This is a genomic window from Gemmiger formicilis (genome assembly GCF_024462815.1).
In the GTDB taxonomy this organism is placed as follows: Bacteria; Bacillota; Clostridia; order Oscillospirales; family Ruminococcaceae; genus Gemmiger.
On the sequence record NZ_JANGCG010000001.1, the window covers coordinates 416,759 to 436,303 of the forward strand.

Below are 19,545 nucleotides of genomic sequence, written 5' to 3' on the forward strand. Positions count from 1 at the left end.
TCACCCTCCAATCAGCGAGCCGCCGACGTGCAAATTACCCTCGACGTAGGTTTCGTCGGCCTTGGCTTCGATGTAGTGGCCGCCGTCGTAGTAGATGCCGGCGGCGCCACTGCCGACCTTGATGCTTTTCTCGCCCACGGACACCTCTCCGGATGTCTCGGTAAGTTCGATTTTTGCATTTCCCCCGACCGTTGCTTTCAGGTTTCCCTCGGAAATCTTAATGCCTGTGTCCTCGTTCAGCTGCAAGGACGCTTCATCCTCGCTTACAGTAGCCTGCGCGTCCACGCATTTCAGCGTCGCGCCGTCGTTCTTGATGACAGCGCTGTGGTCCTCGTCTCCAGCTTCCGCCGTGACCTCGTTTTTCTTGATGGACACCTTAGTGGTGTCGTTCAGACTTGCGAGAATTTCATCTTCCTTGACCGACACATTGGCAATCTTGTTCACATCTCCAACGATGCCGTCGTCGTCGATTTTGACGTTGACCGTATCCTTGAATTTGACGTGAATCTCGTCCTTTCCTGCGAGGATTTCGTTCTCCTCGGAAAACAGGATTGCCGCGTTCTTGGCCTTAGCCTTGGACACCGCAGCGGGCGCAGACTTCAACAGGCATGGAACGCAGATTGCATTGGACAGGCCAAACCGCAGGCCGCTTGTGTAATTGCCGCTCTGCCATTGCGACAGGGTGCTTTCGCAGCAGACAATAAGACAGGCATCCCCGGCAGACACCGGGAACGCCACGCCTATCTTGCCATTTGCGGACATCGGCAAAACGATGGGGCAGCCCGAAATACTCGGGTACGTCATGCTCTTTCCGTCGGCTGTCCTAAAGGTCACAGACGGCTTAACCGATGCGGTCATACCGTTTGCCGAGGTGATGGTGCCGGGCATAGCCGTATGTACCCCGGACAGAGTATCGTCTATCAGACGTTTTATCTCGTCGAAAAGGCGCTGGGCCATTATTTCACCTCCAATAATTCAGCGACGCACACCCAAGAATCTTCACCGCTGCCCTCGCTATCCCCTTTCGTGTCGATTTTCGAGACACGGAAAGCGCCGGTCGCCAGCTTACTCGAAAGCATGACGTAGTCGTTCGCCTGGATGTGGCCGTTCATCAAAAACGTGACCTTCCACCCGGTTTGTGTTTTTCTTTTCGTCGTGTTGGCATTTTGGCTGTTGGACGTGGATGCGTTATCATACAGCCGCTCGGGGTAGCCGATAAGTCCCGTCTCGGCGCTGAGGACATAGGCCATAGCCGTAATGGCCTCATTGGCCGCGCAGACCTGCACGACCCCGTTTTGAATGGAAAAGTTCGTGTTGCTTGCGCCACACACCTGATGGAACAGCGTTGTCGCGCTTCCCACGAAGCTGAAATTCTTGAACGACGGAAACGTACAACTCGGGCTGAACAGAATCGCACATCCCATACTGGCGGCGGCATCGGTAAGAATCTTCTTGCCGTTCACACTGCCACGGTACGAAACGCTGACGTTGGTATCTCGTGTCGCCACAAGGCCGTCAACGATGCTGATTTCCGTACATGTATCAGCGCCCTCGTGCGCGGAATCAATATGACTGACCGTTCCCTGTATGATAGTAGCCATATCGCCGTCGTACCCAGCTTGCAAATCCACGACGCAGTTGATTTGCTCCAGCACCGCAAGCGACTGCGGCGACAGGTTGTAGATTTTTATGGTGGCCGTGTTGTTCGATTCGCTGTCACCGCGCTCCACCTCGAAGTTGATGCGAAGCGATCTTCCCGTCACGACATCCGGCGCGCCGATTTCAAATCCCATCGTGCCGGTCGTTCCGGCTATGAGCCTGTACGCTCTCTTGAAATTTTTCATTCCAGCAACTCCCCTGTCGGGATATAGCACAGCGAAGCGCTCCCGTCATCGAAAGAATACCGCGTGATTCTGGCCTCCGTTGAGAGCACCACGAGCGCCCCCTGCGGCACGCTGTACGACGTGTACCACACGTTCAATGGAAAGTTAGGCACTAGGCGTATACCGTCCACGATAGGCTCTCCCTCGTCGTTACAGAAGCCTATCGTCCAAAAGTCACCTGTGCTGTTGTATGAGAGGTGCAGCACACACAACTCACCGTCGAGCATTGTGCGGCAAAGGTAGTCGTTCTGCCCGGTTGGCAGGATGATTTTGTAATAATCCATGTCTGCCCCCTTAGAACAACTTAGAAACCCTGTTGAGCATTCCCTTGGCTATCGAACTGCCCTTGCTGCTACTGCTGCTCGACGAGCTGGACTTAGAACTTGCGGTCTTGCTCGTGGTCTTTTTGGTGGATACGCTGCCCGCGTTGGTTTTCGTGGTGCCGCCGCGTGGGAAAGATACGACCACAAGGGCCGTTTTCTTCTCCGTCACGGTTACTTGGGTAAGCGAAAATTCAACGGTCACAGAATCGCCGCTCTCGGCATCATCCGGGATTTTCAGACCCGACAGGGCCATATTCTCCCATGTGTCGCCGTTCGCAATGTAGGTCACCAGCTTCCTGCTGACAAACAGCTTGCGAAGCTGGCGCGTGACTTCTGCTACCCGGTTTGCGGATGAACCGTGGCGGCCGTACCACGTCACAGGGCGGTTGGCAATGGTCGCCGTCACGGTCAGCGTAGTTGCTTTTACGATGATGTCGTCGCTTGTCGTGTAGCCGCTTTCCGTGGCGTACTCCGGCACCTCTGCACTAAGCTGTTCATCCTTGGTTTTTACGGAGTCAAACTCTATACCGCCAAGGCTGGCGGGTGACGAAGCCCTCACTCCCATGCGACATCACCTCCCCGTGTGGGCCATCTGGTTCGCAAGCTCGTCCGCAGCGTTCTTGCTGCTGGTCTTGATTGCTCCCCCGGCCTTAGTGGCCATATCCTTGTCGGTGCAGTAGAACGTATTTTGAACGTGCTGCTCCACCGAATTGTTGTTCGTGTTCGTGGTCTTGCCCGCAGAAACCGTGTTCCCGAGCGTGGCCGTTTTCGTTTTCGTCGTAGGCTCAACACCGAAGAAGCTGGACACGCCATCTACCAAACCGCTCAGCGACGGGAAGTTTTGGGTAATCCAGCCGAACAAATCTCCGAGAACGCCCTTTGCGGAATCCACAAAATCCGAAATCGCACCGAGAATGTCGATGCCGAACGCATCTTGGAAAATGCGGTTGATGTCCTGCACGACCTTGTCTACGGTCTCTTTCAGCGACTCAAAAGCCCCGGCTGTATCGCCGTTGATGATTTTTGAGATGAACTCGAACAGGCCGCCGAAAATAGTCATCACGAGGTCTACGGCCGCACTAATCGCATCGACGATGGAATCGCCGTATTCCGACCAAAACAGCTTCATGCCCGCTATGATAAGGGCCACGAACTGCGAGATGCCCTCAAAGGCAGCTTGTATCCGCTGCCAAATCCACATCGCAACGGCAACTACGGAGTCTCCGTATTCAGACCACCACGCCTTGCACTTGCCGACGACTTTGCCGACCAGCTGGTAGATGAAGTTGAACACCTGCTGCACGACGCTCCAAATCGTTTGGAGCACCGCCTGCACTTTGCTCTTATTCTCTTCCCACCATTGGCCTACGGCTTTTAGGACATCCTGCGCTTTCTGCTTCAAGTCGCTGAAAAAGCCCAAGATTTTTTCTCGGGCTTCGTCGGCATCTATGCCGGCGCCCTCAAGCAGATCCGCGAAGACGGAGTCCTTACCCTGCAAGAACGAAACGAAGTCCTCGACCAGCAGGAACACCGCGAGGATTGCCCCCGCTATAAGCGCGATTTTTGCGCCAGCCGGGTTTAGGAGCGAAAGAATCTTCTTTATGCCGCTGATAATCGTAGGCCCTTTCCATGCTGTGAAAATGGCCGCGACGGCCAACGCCAGCAGCTTCAACATATTCTCTGTGCCACCTACGGCACTCGAGATTTTGTCAAGGCCGGATTCGATAAGGCCAAGCACCTTTTCCACGGCACCGAAGCCCTTTAGCATGACCTTAGCCACGGTTTCTGTGATTTTGAACTTCTCGTTCATATCGGTAATTTTCTTACCGAATCGGTTGCTGATAATCGTCAGCGCGTCGCTCACGCTCGCTGCGGTATCCTCGTACTTTTTGCTGATGGAGTCTGCCGCTTTCGTGTAGGCTTCTTTCACGCTCTTAGCCGTGAGCGTGCCGCCAGCAGCCATAGATTCCAGCTGCTTTTCGGTTTTGCCCAGTCCCTCGGAGAGAACGTCTACGACTTCCGGGGCCGTCTTTTTCAGCTGCGCAAACACAGTGCTGGAAACCTTGCCCGTGGAGAACACGCTTTTGAGCATCGTCTGCACGTTGCTCAAATTGCTTGCCTTGCCTGCGACGGTTTCGTTCTGCGAGAGCAGCTTTGCAAATTCCCGCGCATCGTCGATTGGGAACAAATCTTTGCTCTGCGACGAGAGATCCGCAACATAGGTGCCGAACTCCTCGTAGCTGGTGCGGCACTCATTGGCCGACTGCAAAATCTTGTCCTGTATCGCCTGTTGGTCTTCAAGGCCGTCCGACGCATACTTGATTTTGTCGTTGACCTCGCTGAACGACTCGACGATTTGGTTCATCTTCGTCAAGCTGACCGTGATGCCGATAAAAGAGAGCAGCTTTGTAGCCTGTGATTTCAGCTTGCCCAACTCACTCAGCGCTTCGTTGGACGATTTCTCGTCGAGGTGCGGGTGAATCTTGTGTTCGCTGCCCTTTTCCGCAGTTTCCTGCATTTTCTTGACTTCCGAATCGGTCGCGGCCTGGCTCGCCTTGTCAATCATAAAGCGAACGACGTTGACGAGGTCAGACAGAACCATTGTGCTCGCTGCCACTTGCTACTCACTCCCCCTCTTGACGCTTGCTGCGCTGATATTCGATGTCCTGTGCCATGTCGTACAGCGCGTACAGCTTCAGTGCTTCATCCAAGGTGTAGCAGTTTTTCAACTCATACATCGTGGCCTTGCCCGCTGAAATCAGCGCGTACATTTTCAGTTCTAAATCGCTGCCGAAAGCGGCTGCGTCAAACTCTCCGTACTCTGCGAATGCTTCTCCTTGACGGCATCCATGAGAGAGCCAAATGGGATGCCGAGACCATCGAAAAAATTTCCGAAGTTCACCGTCAGCACCTTGACGCTGAGGCGCACGGCGCTCCCGAGGTCTTGGCAGAAAATCTCGTTGAAGTAATCAAGGTTCAGCACCTTGTAGCGCTTCTCGCGGTCTACCTCGTCATCGTCCACGAACGTGATGTTGCCATAGGCCAGCAGCAGATCCGTGAACAGCTTTTGCAGGTTTTCGCCCGACAGGCCGTTGATGGCATGGGCGAGGTTGTCGATAGAGATATTGCCAACGGCCTTTTCAAAGTTGATGTCCTCGTCGTCCTTGCCCTTTACGGAGTCGATGTACTGCTGCATCGCCGGAACGAACAACTGCAAGACCGGCACTAAAAGCACCATCAACGTACCGCAGACGGCCACGGAGTCCATAGCCGCGAACGGATGAATCTGGTACTGGATGCCCGCCACCTCATACGGCACCGGGCGAAACTGCTTTTTAAGCTGCATAACGCCCTCCTATTAGGTGTCGTAGTCGCCGTAGGCAACAAGGATTTTCCAAGTGTGCGTGGCGGCGGTGCTGCTGTACCCGTTCTCGGGGATGTTGGCAATGCTGCATCCCTGCCCCTTGAACAGCGGGTTACTGCCGAGGTCACGAATCATCATGTCGAACATCCCGTCGTAGGTGTCGCGGTCACGCTTGTAGCGGTTCATCAGCCACTCGTCCGTGGGGCTGCCGTAGTCGGTCACAACCTCGACTTCGTACATGCGGCTGGGGTCCATACTGCGGACGACCTCGCCGTAAGCGCCAGAGGTGTAGGATGTGCCGCCGCCCGACGGGGTAATCTTGATGAACGAATCTTTCGTCAGGCCGCTGGCGACGTGACTGTTGTCGAGGATGCACTTCACGCGGTCGGACGCATAGGTTTTAACTTTCGTCTTATTCATTGCTCACATCTCCTTTACGAAGCCAGCGTGCCGCGTACCGCGACATTGTGGATAGCGCCAGCCAAACGAGCCTCAAAGGTGCAGTTCTCCAACACGCGCTGGTGACGCTTCGCTTCTTCCAGCGAAGAACCGCGCGGCACGGCGGTGGTATAGCCCGGGATAGTCACATCACCCTGCACCTCGTCATCGGCAATGCCGCCAGCGGAGCGGCCCTCCTCCAGCGCAGAAATCATGCAGGACTGAATCATCGAAATGCCGGTGTCGGTGAACGGCACCTTGTCCATCTTGATGAACAGTTCCGCGACCTTGCGCTGGATACGGTCAACGAGCCAATCCTTGAACAGCACCACATCGGCCCACTCGCCGCTGCACGTCTTGCCGCCGTAGGTGACGTTGTTGCCGTACAGATTCACATAGCAGGCGGTGTTGATTTTGTCCATAGCCACAATCTCGCTCTGGGTAAGAGACTGACTCGCCAGCCCAGGGATGTTCTGATACATGAACGTGGCAGAACCGGGGTCCAGCGCGAGGACGGCGGCGGCTTCGCCCACGTTGGCGTAGTCGGTATCCTGCGTCTGATGGAACACGCGGGTGCGCTCGGGGTCGCCGGAAATCACCTTGTCGCCAATGGCCGTAGTGCCGACAAACAGCATCGTGCCAAGGGTAACGGCTTCGTTGGCTTCCGAGAGCGCCTGCAAATCGGAGTTGGAAATGCCCACCGGGCAGATGCCCCAAAAGTCGTTGGTGTAATCCAACGCGCGCTGGAGCGTTTCAGAGATTTTCTCCACGCCGGAACTGGTGTTCTGCTGGACGGCGACGTAGACGATGTCCGGCAGCTTGTTTGCTTTCAGCACCATCTGCATCGCGCCGTACACGGGGTCAGCATCGGTAAAGCCCGCCGTTTCCAGTTCTTCCAGTGCGGTCATGGCGGAATATGCACCGACCGGGGGCGTACTGGCGCTGCCGGGAGTTTTCGGTGCGGGGCAGATAATCAGCATATGGCCAAACCGCGTTGCAGACGCGACGGTCTTGGAGACGCTGATCTGAACATCGACGATGTTTTCAACATTCAAAGAATTCAAAACTCTCACTCCTTATATTCGATTTTTGCACCGGTAAAATACCCGGCTTCTTCTTGTGCAAGGCCCGCATCAGCGCCGCTATCCGTCTGCGTGTACGGAGCGCCGGGGCTGCGTATCAAGGCCATATCTTCCAAGGTCTGGTAAAAGCTGACTGTGAGCATCTGCTGGGCGCGGAACGGAACAGACACGCCATTCCGCAGATTTACGATAGGCAGACAATCTCCGCTCGTGGAAACGTCGATGTCGTTGTCGTACATGAAATCCCCTGCATACTCGCTGTTGAGGAACAAGCCAAGCTGCATGAGGTCTGCCACCGCTGTGTTGAGCGGCTGCATTCCGTCCCCCTGCGGTGTGCCGAGGGTCACCAATTCTACCGTGCAAGTAAACTGCATAAGGAACGTGTGAACCTCTTTGCCGTCCACGACGTTGAGGAACGCAGACTGGCCCGGGGCCTTTGTCGTAGCCCCAAACGAAACAACGACATACGGAACACTCGGCATCGGTGCGTTCTGCCCGCCAACGACCACGGCTGCCTTGCTGTACACCAGCGAGAGAAGCTCTATGACGGCCTTTTGCGCTTCAAGTGTATTCAATGTTTACCTCTGCATTTCTGTCTCAGGAACGGCGGAGAAGCCGGCTTGCCAGTGCGCAAGAATCGTGTTTCTCCACTTTTGGCAGGACGTGCAGGTGTACCACACGCCATCCACGAGAATCAAATCAGCCTTTGTGCCTTTCTGCTGGTCGTCAACGCGAAGTTCCGAATCGCAGTAGACCGTCAGCTTTTTGTAAGCGCGGCGGCCCTCCGCCGTAACTTCCACGTCATCACCGGCCGGCTGGACATCCAGCTTGATTTCCGATTCTGTGTAGCTGCTCTTGGCGTACCCGCCAACAAACTCCTGCTTGGCGTACCGCCGCAGCTTATATTTTCTCTTGAAAATATCCACTATTCGTCAGCCTCCTTGATGAAGAAATGAACCGACTGGCGCATATGGCTGCTGTCAATCAGCGGCTTTGACGAGCCTTTCTTGCGGATGGTGGACGGTGCGTTCGGCTCAAACTCACCGTCGCGGATCTCATTCTGCGTTACGCCTACCAGCATATCGCCTATCGAGGACAACGCCTGTTGGGCGCTCATTTGCCCGGAGCCGACAGCTTTTGCCGCAGCACCACAGGCTTGCGTTATCTCGTCCACATGGTTCTCTACGGATTGCCGCATAAAAGGACGGCTCGGCGAATGAACCGAACCGTCCTCATTCAGCGTACCGAACTCGTTACAAAAAGCGACTTCCACAAGCGGTGTTCCATCCTCATAATCATCTTTGCCTACTTGGAATCCGACGCAGACTTTTTTATCTGCCAACTCCTGCAACTGGGCAAAATACGCTCGCGCTTCGGGCGTGAGGTTTACCCCAACTGTGATGTTGTTTGCCATTGGTCGCCTTTCCTTTCATCAGTGCCGAATCATAATCGGCGTGATAGCAAGGTTTCTGAGAGCCAAAAACTGAGCGCCATAAGAGGTAAGCAAATACTCTGCATCAGTGTTCGCCCCGCCGGAGGATGCTGTGGTAGAGCCGAACGAAATACTCTCGCCGCCCTCTGTCACGCTGGCAAGTCGGCCGGTCTGCGCAAGAGAACCAAGGCTTGTATCGCCATACCCTGCCATCTTCATTCTATGGGCCGTGAGGTACGCCATCGCTTGGATGTAATACTCACCGAACCGCTCGGCGCTCACAAGGGGCGCAGACAGCTTGATAAACTTCCCGACGAATTCATCGGTGCATTTCTCGTCCTCGGAGAACTCCGGGGCAATCAGACGTATGGTTTCCAAAATCTCGGCTTGCTGTGCCTCTGTCATCGTTTAGTCCTCCGTGGCCGCAGCCTTTTTGCCTTTCTTGGCAGGAACAGCAGACGGGGCCACATTTACCACGTTCACCGTGGTTGCTGCGCTTTCAGCCGCAGGGGCATCGTCTTTCTTCTGCGCTTCCTCGGCAGCCTTGACGGCGGCGGCCAGGGCTTCCTCCTGCCGCTTTGCCGCCTTGGCAGCTTCGGCATCCGCCTGCACCTTGACATCCTCGGTGTCGAAAGCCAACTCACCGTTGCGAACCATGTCCGCAATGATGGGGTTGTTGCCGAAAGACACGGGCAGTTCACCGCTCCCGTCGGGCAGCAGGGTCAAGGAACCGATACCAACAACCTTGCCGGTCTTGTTGATGATTTTCATGGCGCTTCTCCTCTCTTATACGCCCTTGGCGATCAGCATGGACAGCGGGAAGTAAATCATGATACCGCCGGTGCGGGCTTCGCACGGAACGGTAATTTCCAGATTCTTCGGCTGAACCGGGTACTGGTAGAACATCAAGGGCTGCTCGAACGTGAACTTGTCCGGGTCTTTCTTGAACATGAACGCGCAGTTGACATCGTAGGGGTTGATGTCGCTGTCAGCGGCCAGCTCGGACGCGGGAACGATGCGCTTCAAGTACGGAGCGTTCTCCATGATGAACTTAGCCACCGTGTAGCCAGTGTTCGGAATCTGGCGGGTGCTGATGTCGATAAACACATCATCGGGCAGACAGAGGGTGTCCGGGCGCTCCACATTCTTGGTGATGCGGGCGGTGTACTTCTGCATACCGTTGATGTCCACCATGATCTCCTCGGCAGTCTTGCTGTTCCAGTCGGTCTTGCCGCTGGCACCAGCAGGGATGACGTACAGCGGCACGTCATTGCCGGAGGAGAGAACACCCTGCAAGCCCGTCTCGTCGTCGCCGGCCCACGCAATGCGGTTCAGCGTGTAGTCGATAGCGTAGCGGGCAGCGTCGGCCTTGCGGGCATCAAGGTTCTTGCCCGCCATGCGGCTGGCGCGCATTTCCTGCACGGAGTAGCCGTAGCTTGCGCCGACGCTCTTGACCTGTGCGGTGTGGGGCTCGCCCTTGACATCAGCGCGCGGCAGGTCCGTCGCGTAGTTGCTGATGATTTTTGCGATGCCCGTCTTGTCGTAGGCGTAGTAAGTAATCGACTCCGCGCCGGGATCGACCTCGTTGGAAACCGGGAACAGGCCCAAAGCAGTAAACTCGGGGTACTCCTTGTCGTAGGCGTGAGACTTCACGAAGTCCAGTTCACGGGCGAAGAACACGCTCGCATCCTCGACACTGTCGTAACGCTTCCCGGAAGTGCCGAGCAGAGACGCGGCAATGTTGCTTGCGCGGAGAGCGTCAGCGTCGGCGCGGTCATAGCGCCGATTCTTCTGATTCTTTTTCATGGCTTATACCTCCTTTAGCCCTGCGCCTGGTTGTACAGTTCAACAGGCGCAATCTCGCCGGTACCCTTGCTGCCGCAGAAACGGCCTTTCAGCGCGACGGTAGTACCGTCACCCGCCGCGTTGGTGAATTTGCCCGCGTCATCGCCGGAGATGATGAGGTAGAGCGCGTCACCGAACTCCGGGGTAACGGATTTCGGGATGCGACCCCATGCACGGCCATAGCGCATGACGCTGACAGCAGCGCCCACAGACACAGAAACAGCGCCGTCGAGGTCGTGCTGCTGGGTGAAGCTGTTCAGAGCGATGCCCTCGAACTTTGCGGCGGTGTCGCCGGTCTTGGGAATGCGGATGTTGCTGCCCTTGCTGTCACCGGTGATGACACCCATGCCAAAGAGCAGCTGCCCCTTGTCCGCAGCGTTCACGCGGGAATCGGTGGCGTAGTCGGACAGGTCATAGAGAGAACCCGCAACGCCACGGGGCATTGCGTAATTGTAAGAAGTCTGGACACCCATTAGTCGTTACCTCCATTCATCATCTTGTCGATCATGCGCTGGCGGGCCTTTTCAGCGCCGGAAACGCCGTCGTAGCTGTCATTGCGGCTGGTAGCAGCGCCCATCATCTGGCGACGCTGGTAGTTGGTATCCTTGCGGGTGGACACCTCGGCCTTTGCCATGTCATAGACCGCGTTGATATAAGCCGCAGACTTGCCATCAAGGCGCATATCCGGGCGCAGCTTCTTGATGACGGCTTTCTTGCCGGCCAGCAGAGACATATTCTCCACGCCGTCGATGTTCAGACGGTCGGCCACGCGGACAACGTCAAGGCGCTGGCGGAACGCGCGGTCGGCGGCATCGGCATTCATGGACTTGGAGCCAGCCTGTGCGACATCGTCCTCGTCATCGTTGCACTCGTCATCGTCGTCCGCGTTTTCCTCGGTGTCGTCATCGTCGTCGTTCTCGGTGGCGGTGTCATCCTCGTCGGAATTGGTATCCTCGGTGTCATCGTCATCCGTGTTCTCGGCGGTGTCGTCATCGTCGGTGTGGGCCGGGGCGGCGTTGAAATCGTTCTGCGCCTGCATCTGCTCGATGCAGTCCAGCAGAGTGCCGATGTCCTCGTCCTGATTGGCGATAATGCCCATAGCGCCCTGAATGTCTTCGGGGTCGCCATCGGAATCGCGGCGGTCACGGCGATCCATAACGGTCTTGATGATGTCGCTCACCGCAGGAACGGCGGGGTTGACATCGTCATCATCCTCGGTGGTCTGCACGGCGGCATCGTCATCTGCGGCCGCCTGCATACGCTGCTGGCGGCGCTCGTTGTACTGCTGAATCACAGCTGCCAGTTCCTCCGGGCTTGCGCAGTCCTTGCGGGCGGCGCGCTTCGTAGCTTTCTTCATTTTGGCTTTTCCTCCTTTGAGCGGTTTCGGGTCCTTGCTGTCGATGTTCAAGCGGGCCTGTTCCCCTGCTCTTGCAGCATCGACCAGCGCAAGGTGGTTGATTTCGATATTCCTCTGGATGGCATCGTAAGGTTGCCCATCGTACACGCCGGGGGTTTCATCCAGCGTCAGCGCATAGCCAAGGCTCAACTCCCGCAAACCGCTCTGTTTCATGCGGTTTGTGTCGTGGATGATGATTTTTGCCCTTACATCGTCGCCATCCCTGTACCCCTTGGAAAGAATCGTGCCGATGGTTTCGCGGTGGGCGTTGTCTTTGTTGACCTCGCCCGCGTCATGGGTCACGATGATAGGCTTGCCCTCGTAGCTTGCCAGCGACTTATCATTGAACACTTCCTCCGGCAAGCGGAGTTCGCGCCGAATCGAGCCGTCCGGATTGGCATATTCAAAAATGCCGCATGAGGTCAGAATCGGGTGGTCTACCAAATACCCTTCCTCGGTGTAGTAGGTTTTGTCCAGCGGAATACTGTCAAGTCGAATTGCTTTCGTGATCGTCACTCTCCTTTCATCGAACCTTGCAGTTCGTATCACACAGTCAACTTTCATCACCCCTCCCCAGCGGCAAATTCAGTTCTTCTATATCAAAAACAGGGATGGCGACACAGCGGCAGTTATAGTCCTGCCCGGGATTGCATCGTCTCCCTGTCCTTGAATCAACTACCGGCGGGTCATCATACGAAAACTCCCGCCCGTCCAGCTTTTTGTGGTCTGAGCGAACGCGCTCGTCGCCCGATGTGGACCACTTGTAGCGGCGCACACCAGCGTCTTTCTGCTGGCGTTCCGTGATGGCGGCGTTCAACTTGGCCGTCTGATCCCGGGCGATAAAGGCCGCATGGCGCTTGTCTATTCCGTACTGCGCCTGTATATCTCGCTGTATGTCGGTAAGGCTTTTTCCGTCAGTGAAGCCGTCCATGACGATGTTCTCCATTGCGTCCAATGAATCCTGCGGAATCGTCTTTATCAAGGAAACTCCGTCATTCACCCACTGTTCCAGTTCCGTCGAGAAAAACGCGCCGGAGTAGTAGTCATCCAGCAGATCGACACCAAGCGTCCGCTTCACGAGCCGTTTCCACTGCTTCGTACTCAGCTTTTTGCCGTTCTCTCCTACCTTGCGCAGATGTGCCAGCAGGTCAAAGGCATCTATCCTTTCCTGCAAGCGCTCTCGCATTTCTTGGAACGTATCGGCAATCGCCCTCTGCAAATCAAAAAGGCTGTCGTTCCGCTTTGAACTTTCCTGCTCATTGCGGATGGCAGCCTTTATGCGTGGTGCATATTCCTTGAACGTCTCCTGCACCAGCTTCATATATTCGTTGGAAACGCGCTTGTACTCCCGCTGCGTCTGCTCCGGGTATTTGGGAACAGTAGCAGCGGTCACGGTCTTGGCTTCGCGGATACGCCGGGGCATCGCCTGTTTCAGCGCGCCGTTGTAGGCATCCTTATCCATTCACATCACCCTCTGCGTCGGCATTGCGCGGCGCAAGGTACGGCAAAATCACGTCCTTATACCGCACCAGCGAATCATAGAACGGCTGGAACACGTTGCCGCCGGGTACTTCGCAGCGGAGAATTTCATCCAGCGAGTACAGGGCGGCATTCGACATTTCCACGTCGTCCGCATGGGGCAGCCCGTAGAAATCGTCGCTGACGTAGATGTAAATGGGCTTGTCCTCTCCAGGCAGCCCATAGCCCGGGCCGAGAAATTCCAGCTTATTGACGACCACGCCAAACTCCTCGGCAGCTTCACGCACAGCGGCCTGTGCAGGACTTTCGCCCTCCTCGATGTGGCCGCCAGCGCTGCACCAGCCACCGCCGTTCTTGCGGTAGCCGACCAAGATGTGGTGCTGCATCACGAGGATTACAGCCGCCGCAAACGGTTTTTGCTCGTCGGATTCGTCCTCTTGCGTCTGAGAACGCGAGGGGCGTTCTGTGGAGGGCGTATTTACTCCAAGCGGTGAAGTTATATTCTTTTGCGTTACGCCGCTTGTAGGGGCGTTTTCCTCGCCCAAACCGAAATCGTCAGATTCACCGCCAGCGCTGCCCACTTTGTCCAGCAGATCCTCGGGGTCGAGCGCTTCGCTGCTCTGCAACCCGGCGCGGACTTCTGCGGGGTCGATAGCCTGCATATCGACGTAGGTTTGAATCGTCTGCGCCGTTACCAGCTTCGTGTCGGCTTTCATCTTGTCGATGTTCGCCTGCTGCTCGTCGTTCATATTCCACAACGGATTGAACGTGATTTGGTAGTCCGGCATCTCCTTGATTTTGTGCTGGTACACGCCGGACAGCAGAATCGCATCCAGCAGGCGGCGCAGGTTCGGTTTCAAGTTCTGCTTTTGGTCTCCCTCAACATAGTTGTAGAAGTTCTCCATGTCGCTCTTGCCCGTGGCGTTCTCGCCTGTCGGGCTTGCGCCGAACAAAAGCGTCTGCGGAATGTGCGACACCGACGAAAGCAAATTGCACTGTGCATCGAGGATGTCCTTAACACCGCTCAACTGGAACGTCTGGAATGAGTAATCCTCGCCGTCCGAGTCGATGATGATGCTGTTCAGAATGCCCCGGGCCATGTCGATGGCATCAATGCGCTTTAGCACGTCATCCTCGCCGCTGGTCGTGGACAGCTTCGAGGACAAGCCTTTCATCTTGTAGATGGCCTGCACCGAGCGTTCCAGCATACGGACACCGTCGCCGTGGGCTGTCACCGTCTGCTGCAAGGCGCGCTTAATGCGGGTGTACTCCGGCGCACCCCAGTAGCGGTACACATTGGACGTACAGTTCTCCGGCAGACGGCCATTACGGAATACCAAGCAGCGGCTCTCGTGTACGGTAAACGACCCATACGACGAGAACACATAGAAATACTCGGGCTGCCCAGTCTTACCCCTGCGGTAGCTTTTCCTGTCGCCGGGGTTGTTATTGTACAGCGAGTTATAGTCCGGCTGAACGACGGCGCGCTCATACACCAGCAATTCGTCGATGTTGCGCACGTCATCCCAATTCAGTGGTTCATCCAGTCCTTTTCCGTCATCTACCATCATTACGATGATAGAGCCGCCGAACAGCCGCGACCACTTCAACGCGGTTGCAAGGTTGCCCTCAACATCGAGTTCGTCACTCTTTTCTTGCAGGTACTTTGTAACGTCCTCGTCGTTTACGCCGATGTCGTAGCCGTGCTTTACGGCTTCCTCGGCCGGCACGTCGATGATTTTTGCGAACAGGCCATCGCCCTCGTAGGCGGCGCATAGCTTACTGTCCAGCGTAGCGCCCTCGGCCATAAACTCGAACTGCTCCGAGCTGTCCTTGGCCGTGCCGTACCTCGTAACCATGTTCACATAGCCGTCGCGGTGCAGCAGCTTTTTGCCCTCTTTTTGGGCATCCAATTCTTCAAGAATCTCCTTGCCGCGCTGCACGAGGGCAAACGTGCGCAGGTTTCTTTCGTTTTCCATGTGTTCCGCTCCTAAATCAGAGAATCCAAATTGAAGATGCCGCTTTCGATCTCGGAGAAAGCGTTAGCTCCAGCATCGACCATATCCTTGAACTTTGATTCCGGGAAAGATTCAAGCTGGCTGACGAATGGGTCGTTCCACGGGCCGAGCATGAGGTCGAACATACCAAACTGCCACTGGGCTGCCCACGGTTCTGCGCGGGTCTCCTTGCTGCCTGTCTCCTGCTTCACAACGACCGGGAAGCCCGACAGGTACTTCATGTAGCTTTCGGCCTGTTCCTTGCCCGCCTGCCCGGGGTCTTGCGGTAGACGGGTCACGACATAGCCATACCGCGACCTGTCCATAACGCAGGTGTTGTAAATGGTCTTGCGGACATCAGCGGCCGCCAGGCGTACATTTACCACGTCTGCGATAAGGTAGCGGCCATTGCGCCGCTTGCCCATGAGGACACCAGCGGTAGCAGCTGGTTCAGAACCATTCTCGCCGCTTTCGGTGGCGGCAAGGTCCCAGCAACGACACCAAGTAACGACATCGTCCGGGATCTGCTCCAAGAACGCGCCGATTTGACTCCGCTTGAAGTACAGACCGGCGGCGGGCTTGATTTTCCAGTTGCCTTTCAGCAGACGTTCGCGGTCAATCAAGGCCAGTGACTTCAAGTTCGCCATGTACGCCGGGTCTTTCTCCAGCAGTATTTGATTATCCTCGATGTTCGACGCAATAAACGTGCAGCTTTTCACGCCGACGCGCTCTTTATCCGTCCGCAGGTCGAATTTCTCGTACAGTTCTTCCCTGCTGTCGCCCCATTCGATTTTCTCGCTGTGGCGGATGAAGTATCGGACAACGCCGGACCGCTCCTGTATCGGGTAGCCCGTCTCTTTGTCTATCCACCACGAGATGAAGTTGGCAACCCAGCTATCAGCGTCCGGGTTGCACGTCGCCCGCACATAGGGCTTTACGCCGCACGTTGTACGACAGCGGGATTGCAGATAGAAAAACGCTTTCTCGGTGAAGTGCGTCAACTCGTCAAATTCCAGCAACGCAATCTGTGCGCCCTGCCACTTGAACAGTTCCTCGTCGCGCTCTTGGTGTTGAAAGCTGACGCGAGCACCGCTCTTGAACACCCATTGCAGTTTGGGGGATTTTCTCGGCACAGCACCCTTGATGCCGCCGTAGACCTCGAAACTTTCATCCCACAGGCCGCCCTCAACGGTTATCTGTACCGCGTTCTTACGGAGAATGACCGCACCAAAATTTTTATTTCTGATGTGGCGCAGCGGCTCCATGAGGATAGCGAACGTCTTTCCCCCGCCAGCCGCGCCGCCGTAGATGATGATGTCGGCATCCGAGGACATGAACTTTTCCTGCGGCCCGCGCTGGGGCTTAACTACCGTCTGAGCCATTACCATCACCGTCGTTTCTGCCGTTATCCGGCAAGTAGAACACAACATTGTTGGCATCCTCGGCGGCGGGAACAGGCTCTTGTCGCTGCCCCCACTCGCCGCGCCGTCTGTTGTTCAGCCAGTACATTTGTGCCATCGTGTCCGGCGCAATGTGCTTTTTCGTGGTTTTCACACGAACAGGCTTCACGGATCCGTCCGGGTTCACATCAACGATGCGTTCCGTTTCCTCTACGTCATAGCCGAGAGCGCGCTTATACAGCATCTTCTCGACCTTGGCATCGGCCATGTCCTTTCCGTTGGACAGGGATTCTAGGAAAGACGGATACTCCTTTTTCCAACGATGGAACGTGCGCACGGAAATCCGCATTGCTTTGGCTATTTCTTCGTCTGTCGCACCTTTTGACGCAAGCGACCACGCCCAATCGTCGTGATAATCCTTGTTATACTTCGAGGGCGGTGCCATGCGCTCACCTGCTTTCGTTCAGGTAATCTTCGCACAGACGCTCGATAAGTTCCCACCTATTCTTGCTGCTGACGATGCCAGCCTTTTCCGCTTTCTTGATGGCGCTCTTGATGGTATCGGCGGCATCTGCCGGAATCGCATTGCTGCCGAACAGCTTCGTGAGGTACGTCCACTCTTCATCCTCATTGAAGCCGACGGCGTTCATGCGCTCGTTGGCATTCTCAATCATGGAGTGGACGGCTGCCCCCACATTGCGGATGTCCGTAAACTGCTGATACTTGCCAAGCGTCTCGACGAATTTCTGGCAATCATCGTAGGATGCCACGCCGACGATTTCCGACCCCTGCAATGCCTTTACCAGCACATCCATGTCCGCGATCTGATGCGGCAGGAACGCAAAGGTTACATTCTTGAAGTCGAAATGCACGGCGGGCGAAGCCAGCTTCTCGTACTGTTCCAGCGGCTCCTCCATGATTTCCTTGCCGATGTAGCTTTCCAGCATGTCGTCCACGTCGGTAATCATCTTGCAAATCTCACGCAGCGTGGACTCGTCATCGAAGCCTGCAATAGCGTTGTGGGCCAGCTGCTTCGCAGCGATTTGGGAGCGGGTCAGGCCGCTCACGTCGATAATGGCAATCAGTTCTTTGATGCCGGCGGCGCGGGCGCTCTTGATGCGGTGATGCCCGGAGACAATCTCCAACCTGCCATTGGACAGAACAAGGAATGGCAGGCTCTCCAACTGGCCGCGCTTCTTGATGTTCTGCGTCAGCTGGTCCTGCATCTCGTTCTTCATAATGCGGGCGTTGATGTCCTGCTCTTTCACGAAGTCGATGTTCACCTTGGCGATAACAAGGCCCGAACCCATGTCATAGATTACTTCGTAGTTTTTACTCTGTTCTCCTGCCATTGTTTTTCCTTTCTAAGCCACTCCGTGAGCGTTTCTTTCTCGCTGCGGGTATTGATGATAGGCGCTTCATACGTCAGCTTGTAGCCCTGCTGCTTGTCCACAGCGCGGGAACACAGCTTCATAATGCCGCGCACCTCTTTGTTCTCCGGGTACTTGGTAATCATGGCCGTGCGGATTTTCGTCACCTTTTCGCGGTCAAGTTCATCAAGCAGGGTGTCGCAAAACTCCCTGTTCTGCGCCAGCATATAGCAAAGGCGGCCGAGCCTGTATGTCTTATGCGGTACTTTCATCACATACCAGACAAACAGCGAGTCAGCCGCCATCTTGGAGATGCCGAATACTGCGGCAATGTAGCCGTCAATGAGGACAGCCCTGTTCCACGTTGCAGACGAGCCGACGAAGTTGTGCGTCCACAGTTCACGGTAATACTGCGCTTCGGCTGCCTTTATCTGAATGACGCGGATTTTGCTGTCCTCGCGGATTTCATAGTCGCGCGGGAGCATGCTGCACTCCAACGGTTCCAGCTTGCTTTCCGACGGGCGCTTAATTTTCTTACCGTGGGCCAGCGCTACGGCTTCTTCCTCGCGGTTCGTGGTGATGTAGCTGTTGAGGTCGGCGCGGGTACCGGCCCGGGCAAATATGGTATGCCCGACGGCTTCCCCTGTGCGCTTCTCTTGGTAACACACCACAAGCGCCTCGGAATTCATGCACAGGTCGTACAGCTGCTGGTGGCCCGTCGCCGGGTCGAACATCTGATACGGCGGCTCTTTCCACGTCATCTTGCCCTGCGTGTCGTAGAACTTCTCATACCCCGAAAAGTATGTAGGCGGGTTGGCAATAACCAGCGCATGCGGGTCGTCAAGAACCTCGCGCAAGTGGTCCCACATATCGAGCGGACGATAACTCATGCCGTGCAGCAGTTCCCTTGTCGCGTCGATCTGCTTCTGTATGCTGGCGATATGCTCCGCCCTGCGGTACTTCAAATCCACAAGCATATTGTGGAAATACTCGGCACCCGCGCTCTTAGACGTGCGGAGATACATCTGCGCATACAGCGCCGTGGCCGGGTCGAGCAGTTCCTCGTCGCTGAATCCCTGCGCGTGGATTTCCAGCGGCGCAAGCGACTGGTCGGTAATCGCATACCCCAGCACCGATGTCATCATGGACACGTCGCTCGTCTCGATTTGCTCGGGCTTAAAGCCGTTCCGCACCGCAAGGTTTGCCATTGCGAATGTACCGGCGCACGGCTCAACAAACCTCGTGTAGCCCGACTTGGCTGCCGTCTGAATCAGAGTGACGAGAAAACGCTGCTCCGCTGTGCCGAGACAGCCGAGGAACATCTCGCCGGGGTCTCTAAAGAACGCCATTGCATCGAACCTCTTTCCTCAAAAAATGGGCAACAAAAAAGAGCCACACAATCGTGTGACTCTCTATATGGACCGAACACGCGGCTTGGGCGCGGCCTCTGCATTGGATACGCAGCGTGCTACTGTACACCATGTTCGGATATAAAGTGGGCTGTAATCGGTCTAAGCGCTTCATACAGCCCACCGG

General features: G+C 55.9%; 23 protein-coding genes. All 23 read right to left on the reverse strand.

Annotated elements, in window-relative coordinates; translation table 11 throughout:
• Genes NE623_RS02070 through NE623_RS02180 form a run of 23 tightly spaced genes read right to left on the reverse strand, consistent with a single transcriptional unit; the run spans position 1 to position 19,358 of the window.
• Positions 1 to 957: a Gp138 family membrane-puncturing spike protein gene (locus tag NE623_RS02070; RefSeq protein ID WP_256270863.1), complete on the reverse strand. Its 957-nt coding sequence runs from the start codon at positions 955 to 957 to the stop codon at positions 1 to 3.
• A complete protein-coding gene (locus NE623_RS02075; RefSeq protein ID WP_256270862.1) occupies positions 957 to 1,844 on the reverse strand; it encodes a hypothetical protein in 888 nt (295 codons plus the stop codon). The genes NE623_RS02070 and NE623_RS02075 overlap by 1 nt, the downstream gene beginning before the upstream one ends.
• A complete protein-coding gene (locus NE623_RS02080; RefSeq protein WP_256270861.1) occupies positions 1,841 to 2,167 on the reverse strand; it encodes a phage baseplate plug family protein in 327 nt (108 codons plus the stop codon). Before NE623_RS02080 ends, NE623_RS02075 begins: the two co-directional genes overlap by 4 nt.
• Positions 2,168 to 2,177: 10 nt before the next feature.
• The gene (locus NE623_RS02085; RefSeq protein WP_256270860.1) at positions 2,178 to 2,771 is read right to left on the reverse strand and encodes a phage baseplate protein; all 594 of its coding nucleotides are present in this window, start codon (positions 2,769 to 2,771) and stop codon (positions 2,178 to 2,180) included.
• 6 nt (positions 2,772 to 2,777) lie between these two features.
• The gene (locus tag NE623_RS02090; RefSeq protein WP_256270859.1) at positions 2,778 to 4,823 is read right to left on the reverse strand and encodes a tape measure protein; all 2,046 of its coding nucleotides are present in this window, start codon (positions 4,821 to 4,823) and stop codon (positions 2,778 to 2,780) included.
• A 7-nt stretch (positions 4,824 to 4,830) separates the two neighbouring features.
• Positions 4,831 to 4,977: a hypothetical protein gene (locus NE623_RS02095; protein WP_256270858.1), complete on the reverse strand. Its 147-nt coding sequence runs from the start codon at positions 4,975 to 4,977 to the stop codon at positions 4,831 to 4,833.
• A gap of 8 nt (positions 4,978 to 4,985) precedes the next feature.
• Positions 4,986 to 5,552: a phage tail assembly chaperone gene (locus tag NE623_RS02100; RefSeq protein WP_256270857.1), complete on the reverse strand. Its 567-nt coding sequence runs from the start codon at positions 5,550 to 5,552 to the stop codon at positions 4,986 to 4,988.
• Positions 5,553 to 5,564: 12 nt separating this feature from the next.
• Positions 5,565 to 5,990, reverse strand: a complete 426-nt coding sequence (locus NE623_RS02105; RefSeq protein WP_256270856.1) for a phage protein — start codon at positions 5,988 to 5,990, stop codon at positions 5,565 to 5,567.
• A 14-nt stretch (positions 5,991 to 6,004) separates the two neighbouring features.
• Entirely contained in the window at positions 6,005 to 7,072 is a 1,068-nt protein-coding gene (locus NE623_RS02110; RefSeq protein WP_256270855.1) for a DUF3383 family protein, read from the reverse strand.
• Between the two features lie 5 nt (positions 7,073 to 7,077).
• Positions 7,078 to 7,665 carry a phage neck terminator protein gene (locus NE623_RS02115; RefSeq protein ID WP_256270854.1) on the reverse strand — a complete coding sequence of 196 codons (588 nt, stop codon included), beginning with the start codon at positions 7,663 to 7,665 and terminating at the stop codon, positions 7,078 to 7,080.
• 3 nt (positions 7,666 to 7,668) lie between these two features.
• Entirely contained in the window at positions 7,669 to 8,016 is a 348-nt protein-coding gene (locus NE623_RS02120) for a hypothetical protein (RefSeq protein WP_256270853.1), read from the reverse strand.
• Complete coding sequence (locus NE623_RS02125) at positions 8,016 to 8,504, reverse strand: hypothetical protein (RefSeq protein ID WP_256270852.1); 489 nt, start codon at positions 8,502 to 8,504, stop codon at positions 8,016 to 8,018. The genes NE623_RS02120 and NE623_RS02125 overlap by 1 nt, the downstream gene beginning before the upstream one ends.
• A gap of 18 nt (positions 8,505 to 8,522) precedes the next feature.
• Positions 8,523 to 8,927, reverse strand: a complete 405-nt coding sequence (locus tag NE623_RS02130; RefSeq protein WP_256270850.1) for a DUF4054 domain-containing protein — start codon at positions 8,925 to 8,927, stop codon at positions 8,523 to 8,525.
• A gap of 3 nt (positions 8,928 to 8,930) precedes the next feature.
• The gene (locus NE623_RS02135; RefSeq protein WP_256270849.1) at positions 8,931 to 9,293 is read right to left on the reverse strand and encodes a hypothetical protein; all 363 of its coding nucleotides are present in this window, start codon (positions 9,291 to 9,293) and stop codon (positions 8,931 to 8,933) included.
• 15 nt (positions 9,294 to 9,308) lie between these two features.
• Positions 9,309 to 10,328 (reverse strand): DUF2184 domain-containing protein, encoded by a 1,020-nt coding sequence (locus NE623_RS02140; RefSeq protein ID WP_256270848.1) that lies wholly within the window; start codon positions 10,326 to 10,328, stop codon positions 9,309 to 9,311.
• A gap of 14 nt (positions 10,329 to 10,342) precedes the next feature.
• Entirely contained in the window at positions 10,343 to 10,840 is a 498-nt protein-coding gene (locus tag NE623_RS02145) for a structural cement protein Gp24 (protein WP_256270847.1), read from the reverse strand.
• Positions 10,840 to 12,279, reverse strand: a complete 1,440-nt coding sequence (locus tag NE623_RS02150) for a DUF2213 domain-containing protein (RefSeq protein ID WP_256270846.1) — start codon at positions 12,277 to 12,279, stop codon at positions 10,840 to 10,842. The genes NE623_RS02145 and NE623_RS02150 overlap by 1 nt, the downstream gene beginning before the upstream one ends.
• Positions 12,280 to 12,316: 37 nt before the next feature.
• Complete coding sequence (locus tag NE623_RS02155) at positions 12,317 to 13,225, reverse strand: phage head morphogenesis protein (protein WP_256270845.1); 909 nt, start codon at positions 13,223 to 13,225, stop codon at positions 12,317 to 12,319.
• Positions 13,218 to 15,221, reverse strand: coding sequence for a phage portal protein (locus tag NE623_RS02160; protein ID WP_256270844.1), 2,004 nt, complete (start codon positions 15,219 to 15,221; stop codon positions 13,218 to 13,220). Before NE623_RS02160 ends, NE623_RS02155 begins: the two co-directional genes overlap by 8 nt.
• Positions 15,222 to 15,232: 11 nt before the next feature.
• Positions 15,233 to 16,621 carry a phage terminase large subunit gene (terL, locus tag NE623_RS02165; RefSeq protein ID WP_256270843.1) on the reverse strand — a complete coding sequence of 463 codons (1,389 nt, stop codon included), beginning with the start codon at positions 16,619 to 16,621 and terminating at the stop codon, positions 15,233 to 15,235.
• Complete coding sequence (locus NE623_RS02170) at positions 16,602 to 17,084, reverse strand: helix-turn-helix domain-containing protein (protein ID WP_256270842.1); 483 nt, start codon at positions 17,082 to 17,084, stop codon at positions 16,602 to 16,604. The genes terL and NE623_RS02170 overlap by 20 nt, the downstream gene beginning before the upstream one ends.
• 4 nt (positions 17,085 to 17,088) lie before the next feature.
• Positions 17,089 to 17,991, reverse strand: coding sequence for a ParB N-terminal domain-containing protein (locus tag NE623_RS02175; protein ID WP_256270841.1), 903 nt, complete (start codon positions 17,989 to 17,991; stop codon positions 17,089 to 17,091).
• Complete coding sequence (locus NE623_RS02180) at positions 17,958 to 19,358, reverse strand: putative antirestriction adenine methyltransferase (RefSeq protein ID WP_256270840.1); 1,401 nt, start codon at positions 19,356 to 19,358, stop codon at positions 17,958 to 17,960. The genes NE623_RS02175 and NE623_RS02180 overlap by 34 nt, the downstream gene beginning before the upstream one ends.
• Between the last annotated feature and the right edge of the window lie 187 nt (positions 19,359 to 19,545).